This window comes from Flavobacterium ginsenosidimutans (assembly GCF_003254625.1).
Lineage (GTDB): Bacteria > Bacteroidota > Bacteroidia > Flavobacteriales > Flavobacteriaceae > Flavobacterium > Flavobacterium ginsenosidimutans.
Map to the genome: position 1 here is coordinate 176,987 of NZ_QJRJ01000081.1, position 13,602 is coordinate 190,588.

The window sequence follows — 13,602 nt, forward strand, 5'->3', positions numbered from 1 at the left end:
AATAAATGTTGAGTATAAAATTTAACCGCAAAGTGCGCAAAGTTTTACGCAATGTTCGCAAAGCTAATTTTTATCCTTGCGCACTTTGCGCTTTTTCCTTTGCGCACTTTGCGGTTAAATAAACATTTCAAAATTGACTTTTAAATAATAGAAAATGTCATCAGAAAAAATAATACAGCACAGCGAAGCCGCAACAAAGTTCAATAAAGATGTAGAGCGTGTCAATTGGCACGATGAAACGTTATGGTTTGTGCGTGCTAAAAGAGATAAATCAGCGCACCAAATAGCAGATTGGGAACTGTTGCGCGAAACAGCTTCTCAAATCAAACTTAATGTGCTTTCTAATATTCATGATTATTTAGTTGAATTTGAGGCAAATGCTCAACGAAACGGAATAATTGTACATTGGGCAGCCGATGCCAAAGAACACAACGAAATTGTACATTCTATAATGGCTAAACATGATGTAAAGCAAATGGTGAAATCCAAATCGATGCTTACAGAAGAATGCCATTTAAATGATTATTTAGCCGAAAAAGGAATTGAAGTAATCGATTCTGATTTAGGTGAATATATTGTACAGCTTCGAAAAGAACCACCGAGTCATATTGTACTTCCGGCCATTCACTTAAAGAAAGAAGATGTAAGTGAAACTTTCCACGAACATTTGGGTACCGAAAAAGGAAATTTCAATCCGCAGTATTTAACAGAATCTGCTCGCCATAGTTTGAGAAATACCTTCTTGACTAGAAAAGTGGCTTTAACAGGAGTCAATTTTGCTGTTGCAGAAACAGGAGAATTTGTAGTTTGCACGAATGAAGGAAATGCCGATATGGGCGCGCACTTAGCAGACGTTCACATCGCTTGTATGGGATTCGAGAAATTGATTCCGAAAAGAGAACATTTAGGCGTTTTCTTGAGATTATTGGCAAGAAGTGCAACAGGACAGCCAATTACTACTTTTTCAAGTCATTTTAAGAAGCCAAGAGACGGTAAAGAAATGCATATCGTAATTGTGGATAACGGAAGAAGTACACAATTAGGAAGAGAAGATTTTAGAAACTCATTAAAATGTATTCGTTGTGGAGCGTGTATGAACACTTGTCCAGTTTACAGACGAAGCGGCGGTCATAGTTATCACAATGCGGTTGCAGGACCAATTGGTTCTATTTTGGCACCAAACTTAGACATGAGCAAAAATGCCGATCTGCCTTTTGCAAGTACACTTTGCGGTTCTTGTACCAACGTTTGTCCCGTAAAAATTGATATTCACGATCAATTGTACAAATGGCGTCAGGTTTTGGTAAAAGAAGGGCATACACCAACTGCCAAAACGGTTGCAATGAAAACGATGGCGACGGTATTGGCGAATCCAACAGTTTTTAATATTGCTGGAAAATCGGGAAGATTTGTAATGAAGAACGTTCCAGGAATGGTCAATAATAAAATGAATAAATGGTACGATCAGCGCGAAATGCCAGATGTTCCAGAAGAATCTTTTAGAGAATGGTACAAGAAAAATTCGAAAGAATCTAAAAATAAAAAGAATGAGTAGTAAAGGCGAAATTTTAAAAAGAATAAAACTGAATCAGCCTAATGAGGTTGCAGAACTGCCTGATCTAAATCTTTTAGGTTCTGAACAATTTGATGTATTAGAAACCTACAAAACAGTTTTAAAAGGAATTGGAGGAGATCCTGTAGAAGTTGCTGATTATAATGAAATTATCAATTACATTAAATCTAATTACAATCTGGAGAAACGATTAATTACAACGCTTCCAGAACTTTCTGAGATTGCTTCTTTAGATTGGAAAACAGTTGATCCGCATTCGCTTCAAGATGTTGAATTAACGGTTGTAAAAGCACATTTTGGCGTAGCAGAAAACAGTGGACTTTGGGTAACGGATGATATTTTAGGACAGCGTGTTGCGCCTTTCATTGCACAATATTTAGCTATCATCGTTCATAAAAAAGATCTTGTGCCAACAATGCAGCAAGCGTATCAAAGAATTGGAAACATGGAATACGGTTTCGGAACTTTCATCGCTGGTCCGTCAAAAACGGCTGATATCGAGCAGTCATTAGTTCTTGGAGCTCACGGCGCGCGCGGATTGATCGTGTTTTTATTGGATTAATAAACTAAGTCGTAAGACTCTTTTTAGTTTCTATTAAAAACCGACTATTTGTAAGAAAAATTATTATTTTTTTTTCCTTTGAACAGCTATAATTTGTTATGCTTATTTTAAAAACATTAAATTCTAATTTCAAAATTTCGACCATTGACCTTGAACTGTTTTATACTGAATCTAAAGGTGCAAAAATTGCTATTGAAGTAATAAAAAATGGTAATGAAGAATATTCTCGTGTAGAAATTGATTTTTTTATTGTGGCGGAAGTAAAATGCGTAACATTAAATTTTTTTGAGTCAAATTACAGTAATTATTTAATCAAATACTTTGGAGATAATGAAAAACCTTTTGATTCAGGATTTTACGAAGTGATGGATTCAGCTTATTTAAAAGAGAATATTGAGAAGTATGACCCAAAAATGAGATTTGATTTAAAGCATTATATTGTTACAGGAAACGATAGTTATGTTGAAATAATTGCATCTAAATATTCTGTATATTGAATAAATTATTTTCAAGTTTAAAAAAATATTTTAAAGACTTTTTTCAGTTTGTTATTTATGAAAATATTCCCATAGAATTTAATGTCAGTAGGGAATGCTTTATTAAAAAAATAAGCGTAAAGATAAAATCTCAATTAGAATGCAGAAAGTTTGTGACTTCTGCATTCTTTTTTATAAAATTTCCCTAAAATTAGCTTATAATTGTACTTATTACCAGAATATAAAAAAGTACATTTTGAAGCATTTTGTTCTAAATCTTCTACTGCTAATAGGGTTTTCTTCCTTAGGATATTCGCAGGATTATCCCGTCAAATTTCTCGACATATCAGACGGTTTGTCTAATAATTCCATTATAACAATTTATCAAGATAAAGAAGGTTATATGTGGTTTGGAACCTACGATGGTTTAAACCGATATGACGGATATAATTTTAAGGTTTTTAGAAACAGAATCAACGATAAAAAATCACTTTTATTCAATACAATCTACAATATTGAAGGCGATTCTAGAAACAATATCTGGGTAGGAGGAACCAGCGGAATCTGCATTTACAATAAAACAAAAGCGTCATTCCATACCGTTCAATATACATTGTGGGATGATAAACCAAAAGTTCTTCAAGATATTATACATCAGATGCGCTCAGTATCAGATAATTTGGTTTTGGTCGCTTCACAGAAATTAGGATTATTAGCTTTTGAAAACGGTTCTTTCACAGGAAAACATATTCCGCTAAATGCATTAGGAAACAGAATTACGATTTCTAATTATGATGCAATTGCAATTCAAGAAAATAAAGAGAAATCTGGATGCTGGATATACGTTCGCAATGTTGGAGTTTGTGTTTATAATTACAAGGCGAAAGATTTGAAAATTGTTTTTCCGCTTTCGATTGGGGTAAAAGCCATGAAACTTTCTTCTGATGGAAATCTTCTTTTAGGAACAGATGAAGGTCTATTTTTAATGAATACCAAAACAGGTTCTATTTCCGAAAATTATTTCACCAATAAATGCAGTGTTACTGATGTTTTGGTAGATAAAAAAGGTAAAACCTGGGTCACGACAGACGGCTGCGGAATTTTCTATATCAATCCAAACAGTAAAAATCTTCTTGCTTATAATGAACAATTAGCAAAAAGTAATTCGGTTTGGAGTTTATACGAAGATAAATCGGGAAATAAGTGGTTTGGTTCACTTCGCGGTGGAATCAGTATGCTGAGTGATACACCAAAATATTTCAAAAGTGTTCGCTATAATGCTAAAGATCCAGCAGATAACTTTATTTTATCTTTTTGCGAAGACGAAAAGAAGAATCTTTGGATTGGTACAGATGGAGCAGGTCTAAAGTATTGGGATAGAAAAAACAATACGTACACAAATTATGGAAACTCGTTTTCAAGCAGTTTTATAACGGGAATAGTTCGTGATAATAATAACGACATCTGGATTTCTACTTGGGCAGGAGGTATCAATAAAATAAGCAAGAGTAATAATAGTCTAAAACATTATTCTTGTTATAATCCACATACGAAACAAACGGAAAAAAATATCTGGTTTGTATTTAAAGATTCAAAAGCAAATATTTGGGCAAGTGCTACAAATGAGGGAACGCTTTATCTTTTGGACCGAAATAAAGACACTTTTGAACTTTTTGATAAAAGAATCGATAACCTGCAATGCATGGCTGAAACTTCAGATGGAAAGTTGTGGGCAGGAAATTATACTTCTCTTTTATCTATCGAAAAAAATACTAGAAAAATCACTAAAAAAGCAATCGGAAACCCTATTCGATGTATTTACGAAGACAAAGACAAAAATCTTTGGGTTGGAACGCAAGAAGGTGGTTTGCTTTTATTTGACCGAAAAACAAATACTTTTAAAAGATTAACAATCGATGATGGATTGCCTTCAAACACTATTTTAAGGTTATTAGAGGATAAAGATGGAAATTTATGGATGAGCACTTATAACGGAATCTGCCGTTATGATAAAAAGAGCAAGACATTCCGTAATTTTTCTGTAAACGATGGACTTCAGAGCAATCAATTTAGTTTTAATGCTGGAATCAAACTTTCGTCTGGAGAATTTCTTTTTGGAGGTATAAACGGTTTCAACATCTTTTATCCGCAGGCTATAAAAGGCTTTAATCAAAAAAATAATGTGTTGTTAACAGATTTCTATGTTAACAATCAGCTGATTGAAGAAAGTAAAGCAGAAGTTGATATTGATTCAGATAAAACGAAAGAAGTTAGTTTGGAATACGATCAAACGACTTTATCATTAGAATTTGTTGCTTTAGATTACAATAATGCAGATAAAATAAATTACGCTTATTTTCTAGAAGGCTGGGATCAGCAATGGAATTATGTGGGTCAAGCCCGAAAAGCAAATTATTCAAGATTGCCAGAAGGGAATTACACTTTTAAAGTCAAAACTACCAATTTTAAAGGTGGATGGAATAAAGAAGTCAGTTTGGTTTCTATACAAGTTTTGCCGCCGTGGTATAGAACTTGGTGGGCATATACGCTGTATTTAGCGGCAATTGGCGGACTTTTATTTTTATATCTTGATTACAATAAAAACAAAGAAAAATTAAAGTATAAAGTAAAAATCGCCGAGCTTGAAAGTAAAAAAGAAAAAGAGATTGCCGAAAAGCAGTCGTCTATGTTTACTTATATTTCGCATGAATTTAGAACGCCGCTTTCGCTGATTATTAATCCGTTGAAAAAAGCAGTTCAGAAAGAAATTGTAGAAAACGGTTCTTCAGGAAGCGACTTAGCAATTGCACATCGAAATGCCAGAAGACTTTTGAGTTTGGTAGATCAATTGCTTTTATTGCGAAAAGCAGAAAATGATGCAGATTCTCTTCGCTTATCACCAATCAATGTAAATAATCTTTCGAATGAAGTATATCAATGCTTTGTAAATCAAGCGAAAGATAAAAGTATTCGTTATAATTTTACAATTCCTGATCACGAAATTACCATTATTGGCGATTATGAAAAGATCGAAATTTCGCTATTCAATTTAATGTCAAATGCTTTCAAGTACACGCCAATTGGAGGCGAGATTAATTTGATTGTGACAGAAAGTGATGAAGAAGTTTTTCTTGAAATATCGGATAACGGAGACGGAATAGATAAAAAAGACATTGATCTTATTTTTGAAAAATTCAAACAGATCAATTCGAAAGTTTCAGTTGGAACTGGTTTCGGTATCGGGCTTTATATCGTTAAATATTTCGTTGACAAACACAAAGGTTCTGTAACCTGCAGCAGTGAAGCAGGAAAAGGAAGCACTTTTAAATTGACGTTTTTAAAAGGAAACAGTCATTTTGAAGATATTGAAATCACAAATGAAAAACCACAGCGAAGCCAATTATTTGACGAATTGATTCCAGATGAAATTGAAGAACCAATTTCAACAGCAACAACTTCAATTGCAGACAGTGATTTCAAAAAGACTATGTTGACCGATAAACGCACTGTTTTAATAGTTGACGATAATGCAGAGATTCGCGCATATCTTATCAAATTGTTTGCTGATAATTATATTGTATACAGCGCTGAAAATGGAGAAGAAGGTTTAAAACTGACTAAAAAACACATGCCTGATCTTGTCATTAGCGATATTACAATGGAAGAAATGGATGGTTTGGAATTGTGCCGAAAAATTAAAGAAGACAGTGCTTTATCGCATATTCCTGTTATTTTATTGACGGCATCTAAAAATCCTGAAACGCATTTGCAAGGGATTAATGAAGGCGCAGACGATTATATCACAAAACCATTTGATGACGATATTCTTACTGCAAGAGTCGAATCGCTATTGCGAAACCGTCATAATTTGCGGACTTATTTCTTAGACAGTATTACATTAAAAGAAAATACTCAAAAAGTTCCCGTTGAATATCAAGAGATACTGAAAAAATGTATCGAGATTGTTGAAGCAAATATTCATAAAAAAGACTTTACGATTCGAACTTTTGCCCTTGAAATGGGAATGAGCCATAGAACACTTTATACCAAAATCAAAATTATTTCGGGACAAACCTTAAATGCTTTTATTCGTTCCTTGCGAATAAGAAGAGCGGCGATGTTAATGCTTACAGAAGATATGAATATCACTCAAGCAGCTACCGAAGTCGGTTTTGAAGATCCGAAATATTTCAGACAGCAATTCGTAAAACTTTTTGGAATGACTCCTTCAGAATACATTAAAAAGTATAAAACGTCATTCAATTCTGACTTGAATATCATTAAATAATCAATAGCTTCAGTTTTAACGCTGCATAATTTGCTTCTTTTTTTGCTGAAGAAGTGAAATCTTTTATTCAACTTAAACGTTTTAGCTGAAAAACTGCTGTTTTTTCAATAATTATATATTTTGTAAAAAATCAGCCATAATTTTTAATAGTCTATAAAATTTACTCCAAAATAATAGTTAATTGCGATTTTGACCTCCTTTTTTTTCCATTTTACCCCTCCTTAAAAGTGTTATTTAAACATTTCTTTGCAGTAATAGCAATCGATAATTAGGTTATTGCTGTTAGTCATAAGTGTTAATTTCAAGATAGTTTGTTATCTGTTTAAAGAGCTGAGCACTCTTTAAATTTTAGATCAGTAGTGGTTGGTTTACATTACTTATCAGCCCGCAGTTTAAAAAAGATAAACTGCGGGTTAATTAAAAAAAAACACTTATACAATTTGAATGGAAATAAAAAAAAGAAATATCTAACAATTAACCAAACTCAATATAATATGAAAATGACCACATAATGATGTAATGCTGTTTTCCTTGCCTCAGAAAAAAATAGCACAACCTCGAATAACCTACGAGAATAAAACAAACTTTCGCTTTAGAAAGAAAACTAACTAACCTAACCTTAAAATTAAAGAAATGAAAAAAAATGTATTTTTATTTTTTCTTGCCCTTTTTGGCTTTCTTGTAACCGGATGCCAAAATAACGATTCAGGATATCCAAGTTCTGATAACCCTACGGTGGTAGTTTCTACAAAAGAGATATATGGAGCTCCGAGTAGAAAATTTGAAATTAAAGCTGCGCTTGCAGATGACTTAGGATTAAAAAGTGTAGAAATTCAGATTCCAGAATTATCATTGGATAAAGTAATTACTTTCGCAACAAATCCGCTTTTAAAATCTTATGATTTAAGTTACTTTTTCGAAGTTCCTTCGGATAGAGGAACATCAGAAGCTTTCAAAATTAAATTATTAATTACAGACGTTTCAGGAAATGTTGTAACTGAGGAAATTAATTTACGCCTTGATGGAGAATTTGCAGCTCCAACAATAACTATGATCACGCCAAAAGAAGGAGCAGTTATTTTATTGTCAACAAGCAATGAAATGCCAGTAAATTTTGTGGTAAATGACGATTCAGGAATTGATTACATCAATGTAAAATGTGAAGATTTAGGTATTGATGAAACGATTCAGTTAGAAGGTTCTCCACAATCTTATACATTCAATAAGACTTATACATTGCCAGTTACTGCAGCCAATTATGTTTTAACAATTACGGCTAAAGATAAATTTGCAATTCCAAATACAGGATCATTAGATGTTAACATTGTTGCAACAAACGAATATCCTGCAATTTATTTATGCGATCAGCCAAAAGGCATTAATCTTACAACAGATGCAGTTGGAGTTCCAATGTATTTCCATGAGAAAAACGGACAAGATTTCGAATTTAAATATTATGCAGATACAGACAATAAAGAAGTTTATTTCTTAGGTCAAGAATCAGATTTTGCGCCACATTGTTTTGGTCTAAATACATCTGGAGAATTGGTTGATGATGTTGCTTCGACTCCAATTATTCTGCCAACAAAAGGATATTACATCATAAAAGTAAATCCAAACACGCTTAAATATACAGCAGAGAAATACACACCAACAAGCAAAGTTTGGGCTGATGTCGCAAATGGTTTATGGCATGATGATGAAGCATTGAGAAAACCTTTCGTGAGTGTTTGTGGTGGCGGAATCGACGGTGCTAACTGGGATACATGGAATGCATGGGTAGTTACAAAACTTCATTTGGCGAATAACGCAAGTAATCCTTACCAATTAGTTGGCGAATACACATTAACAGGAACAATGGAAGCAACATTTACAGGTCAGTGGTGGAGTCCATCATGGAGACTTATCAAAAACGGTATCGCAACTATGTCACCAGGAGAAAATGGTAATGCTAAATATCCTGCAGCTGCTGGAGTTTACAAAGTAGTTTTAGATACAGAATTAGAAAGAGTATTTATCACAAAAAAATAGTTGGTTATAACCCTGTTGTAACATTTAACAAATAAAACAGCTTAATATGAAATTTAAATATATAGGATTTTTTATTGCCCTTATGTGTACTGCTGTATCCTTTGGACAAATAAAAATAAAAGGTACTGTTAAGGATAAAGCCAATGTGCCGATTCCAGGAGTAAATGTGATCGTGAAAGGAACTTCAACATCGGGAGCAACTGATTTTGATGGGAATTACACCATCAGTGTTCCAAATAAAAATGCACAGATCGAATTTTCATTTGTAGGTTTTACTTCGCAGGTTGTGCCAGTTGGAGATAAAACAGAGATTAGTGTAGTAATGCAAGAATCAAGTCAAGCATTAGACGAGATTGTAGTTGTGGGTTATGCTGCTGTAAAAAAGAGCGACGTAACGAGTTCTATTTCTTCTGTAAAAGGAAAAGAATTACAGACTATGACTGTTGGTAACGTGACAGAATCATTACAAGGTAAAGTTTCTGGGGTTCAGGTTGTAGGAGCTGGAGGTCCAGGAGCACAGCCAAGAGTTTTGATCCGTGGTATTTCTACGATCAATTTAAGTACAGATCCGCTTTATGTAGTAGACGGAATTCCGATGGGAACAAGCATTAACTTTTTGAGCAATAATGAGATCGAGTCTATGGAGGTTCTTAAAGATGCGTCTGCAAGTGCAATTTATGGTTCTCGTGCTTCAAATGGAGTTATCTTAATTACAACTAAAAAAGGTAAAGTTGGAAAAACAAGATTCAATTTTGATTTGAGTTCTGGTATGCAGATCATGAATAATCCATATAATATGGCTGATGCCGAAGGTTATGCAACGATTATGAATACGGCATATAACAATTCAGGATATTCAGATTATTTGCCAAATCCTTCTCAATACAAAGGAAAAACAACAGATTGGTGGAGAGCAGGAATTAGAACTGGTACGCCTGTAACAAATGCTTCTCTTGGAGTAACAGGAGGTTCAGATAAACATACTTATGCAGTTAGTTTAAACTATTACGATTCTGAATCTATGTACGGCATAGGTGGATGGGAGAGAGTAACAATGAGAATTGCAAATGATTTTAAATTCTCTGATAAATTCTCAGCAGGAATTACTTTAAACCCACGTTACGAAACTTATGGTTCGCCAAGCAACTGGGCAGATTTTGATAAAATTGATCCAATTACGCCAATCTACAAACCAGCAGATCAATTAACTGGTTTAGAAAATGAGTACAGTATTTATGCAAGATCTCCATCGTATGTTTGGAATCCAGTTGCTGCTGTAAAACGTTATGATGATTATACAGATCAGTACAATTTAAATACAAACGGTTATTTACAATATACACCAATTAAAGGTTTGGTAATTCGTTCACAAGCTTCGATTGAAGTAGGTGATATCGTAAGAGATAAATTCAGTCCTGATTTTGTAATTGATGCCGCACACGAAAAAGCAGAAATCAACAGTGTTGAAAAATGGAATACTACTGATGTTAATTGGACTTGGCAAAATACAGCTACATACAATAGAACATTCGCAGAAAAACATAATGCGTCTTTGATGATTGGTAATACCATGGAAGAATACAACCAAAGCACACTTTGGGGATATGGCGAGGGAGTTCCAAACAACTCTGATTCGATGAGAGAATTAAATGCTGCTACTAAGAATCGTAACAGTAGCGGTACCAAAACATCAAGCTCTTTAATGTCTTATATTTCTCGTTTTTCTTATAACTATGATGAAAAATATTATTTCACAGGTACTTTCAGACGAGACGGTTCTTCTAAATTCATGGAAAACAACAAATGGGCAAACTTCCCTTCAGCTTCTGTTTCATGGAGAGTTTTGAATGAAGGTTTCATGGAATCTACAAAAGATCTTCTTAGTGATCTTAGATTTAGAGCTGGTTGGGGTAGAGTGGGTAACCAAAATTTACCAAGTGCGGTTTATCAGTCAAATATCGGGCAAGGATTTTATATCATAAATGGAGAAGTAGTTGATACATCATATCCGTCAACAATGGCGAATAAAGATATCAAATGGGAAACTGTTGAAGATTTAAGTTTTGGACTTGATTTCGGATTATGGAAAAACAAACTTTCAGGATCTTTAGAATACTACGAAAAGAAAACAAAGGATATGTTGTTCTTAAAACAGTTCCCAACTTACAGCGGATTCCCAGGATATTCTACAATGTGGACTAACGTAGGTTCAATGAAATCTAATGGTATCGATTTATTGATTTCATATAAAGATAAAAGAGGAGATTTCTCTTGGGGTGCAGATGTGACTTTTACAACTGTAAATGTAAAAATGTTGTCTTTATCTGCTGATGGCGAAAAGTTATACGGTTCAAGCAATAGAACATTAACAGTTGAAGGTGACGAACCTGGATATTTCTACGGATATGTTGCTGATGGATTATTCCAGAATCAAACAGAATTGAATTCTCACACAGATGAGCATGGTACAAAATTACAGCCTTATGCACAAGTTGGAGATATTCGTTTTAAAGATGTTAATGGCGATGGAAAATTAGATGATAAAGACAGAACAAAAATTGGAAGTCCGTGGGCAGATTATAATGTTGGTTTAAATTTAAATTTTGCTTACAAAGGATTTGATTTAGTAGCTAATTTCTATTCAAGTATTGGAAATGACCTTATCAATCAGAATATTTCAGATTTATACAATGGTGCAAGCTTAACAAACAAAGTAAGCGGATTAGATCAAATGGCTTGGCATGGAGAAGGAACTTCAAACTACATTCCTCGTTTGTCTAAAGATGATAACAACGAAAACTTTACAAAGTTCTCTTCTTTTTATGTTGAAGACGGTTCTTACGTTCGTATGAAAAATTTACAAGTAGGATATTCATTCTACAACAAATTCGGACTAGATAAATTAAGACTTTCTTTATCAGGACAAAACCTTTGGACATGGACAAACTATACAGGAGTTGATCCTGAAGTAGGTGGTGGAGTTTTAGGATCAGGATTTGGAGGATGGAACTATCCAGTACAGCCAACAATTTTGATGGGTCTTAATGTAGCATTTTAATAAAAAACGATCATGAAAAAAATAATAGTATCAATAATAACTTTTTCTCTATTAGCAGTTTCTTGCAGCGATTTTATTGAAAAAGAAGAAAGAGGAACACAAACTTTAGAGAACTATTTTCAGACTGTACAAGAGTGTGAAAATTATACAAACGAATTAACTCATAGGTTATTGCTTCCAAATGACTGGTGGACATTGATTGCTCCAAGAGTTACTAACGAAATGTCAACAGATGATGCTTGGATGGGAAATACAGGGCAAGACAGTGGTGCTCACAGACCATGTTCGCAATATCTGATTACTCCAGATAACATGGGAGATATGAATAGTATTTATACTGCTCATTATTATACCATTCAATCGGCTAATATTGGTTTGGAGAAAATGGCATTATCGCCAATTACAGATGCTCAGAAAGACCAATATATGGGAGAATCATTATTCGTTCGTGCGTATTGCTACTACGAATTGGTGAATCTTTTTGGAGGAGTTCCAGTTTACACAAAATCATTAGGAACTGGAGATTTAACTTTAGAAAGAAATACTGCTGAAGAAGTTTATGCTCAAGTTGAAAGTGATCTTAAAGAAGCGGCTGCAAAATTAGAAAATGCTCCAGTAGCCAAAGACGGAAGAATCAACAAATGGGCAGCTTATGCTTTATTAGCGAGAGTATCTCTGTTTCAAGAAAAATGGGCTGAAGCTAAATTATATTCTAATAAAGTTATTACAGAAGGACCTTTTGCTCTTGAATCAGATTTCTTAAAAATCTGGGATGTAAACAATCATAACGGAATCGAATCTATTCTTGAAGCGCAATCATCATCTGTACAAGATAAATCTTTAGGATCTGCTCTTCCAACTTTATCAGGAGCAAGAGGAGAAGACAAAAAGAACTTTCCAAGTAATGATGCTGGAGACGTTCTTGACGGTTGGGGATGGTGTATGCCAACAAGCGATTTAGAAAACGCATATCTTTCTGAAAATGATGAAATTCGCAGAAGAAGCACGATTACAAAATGGGGAGAAGCAGCTTACGGAGATGAGGTTTTAAACCCAACACACAAATTCAGTTTAAATGACAATAAATCTGGACGTATCTGCCGTAAATATTATATTCCAATTGCAACTCGTCGTTCTTTAGATAAAAAAGATGGTCACTTACCACTAAACATTCCGTTGATTCGTTTGGCTGAAATGTATTTGACAAGAGCAGAAGCAAATTATCATTTAGGAGGAGATGCTTTATCAGATATCAATGTTATTAGAGCTCGTGTAAAATTAGATCCAAAAACAGGAATTTCAGGACCAACTTTATTGAGACAAATCTATAAAGAGCGTCGTTTAGAATTGGCTTTTGAAGGACTTCGTTTATATGATATTCGTCGTGAAAAAGACCCAACAACAGGAAGACCAGTAATCGAATCATTAATGGGACCAAACGGAACTTTTGTTCAGTATAACCTAAATTCTACAGATCCTTACGAAACAACCAATTTGAGAGAACCACAAGACAAAGGAATCAACTTTGATGCATCTAAACATTTATTATGGCCAATTCCGCAATTAGAAATTGACTTAAGTAATGGTTTAATCAAACAAAACCCAAATTATTAA

Annotated in this window: 7 protein-coding genes; all 7 read left to right on the forward strand. The window is 33.9% G+C overall.

Features of this window, described 5'->3' with window-relative positions:
* The first annotated feature begins 154 nt into the window (after nucleotides 1–154).
* The 7 genes from DM444_RS19035 to DM444_RS19065 all read left to right on the forward strand — a co-directional run bounded on the left by DM444_RS19035 (nucleotide 155) and on the right by DM444_RS19065 (nucleotide 13,602).
* Nucleotides 155–1,555: a lactate utilization protein B gene (locus DM444_RS19035; RefSeq protein ID WP_111289574.1), complete on the forward strand. Its 1,401-nt coding sequence runs from the start codon at nucleotides 155–157 to the stop codon at nucleotides 1,553–1,555.
* Entirely contained in the window at nucleotides 1,548–2,135 is a 588-nt protein-coding gene (locus DM444_RS19040; protein ID WP_111289576.1) for a LutC/YkgG family protein, read from the forward strand. The genes DM444_RS19035 and DM444_RS19040 overlap by 8 nt, the downstream gene beginning before the upstream one ends.
* 98 nt (nucleotides 2,136–2,233) lie before the next feature.
* On the forward strand, nucleotides 2,234–2,632 hold the full coding sequence (locus tag DM444_RS19045) for a hypothetical protein (protein ID WP_111289578.1): 399 nt from the start codon (nucleotides 2,234–2,236) through the stop codon (nucleotides 2,630–2,632).
* A 235-nt stretch (nucleotides 2,633–2,867) separates the two neighbouring features.
* The gene (locus tag DM444_RS19050) at nucleotides 2,868–6,899 is read left to right on the forward strand and encodes a two-component regulator propeller domain-containing protein (protein ID WP_111289580.1); all 4,032 of its coding nucleotides are present in this window, start codon (nucleotides 2,868–2,870) and stop codon (nucleotides 6,897–6,899) included.
* A gap of 633 nt (nucleotides 6,900–7,532) precedes the next feature.
* Nucleotides 7,533–8,930 carry a hypothetical protein gene (locus DM444_RS19055; protein WP_111289582.1) on the forward strand — a complete coding sequence of 466 codons (1,398 nt, stop codon included), beginning with the start codon at nucleotides 7,533–7,535 and terminating at the stop codon, nucleotides 8,928–8,930.
* Nucleotides 8,931–8,976: 46 nt separating this feature from the next.
* Complete coding sequence (locus tag DM444_RS19060; RefSeq protein ID WP_111289584.1) at nucleotides 8,977–11,988, forward strand: SusC/RagA family TonB-linked outer membrane protein; 3,012 nt, start codon at nucleotides 8,977–8,979, stop codon at nucleotides 11,986–11,988.
* A 12-nt stretch (nucleotides 11,989–12,000) separates the two neighbouring features.
* Nucleotides 12,001–13,602 (forward strand): RagB/SusD family nutrient uptake outer membrane protein, encoded by a 1,602-nt coding sequence (locus DM444_RS19065; protein WP_111289586.1) that lies wholly within the window; start codon nucleotides 12,001–12,003, stop codon nucleotides 13,600–13,602.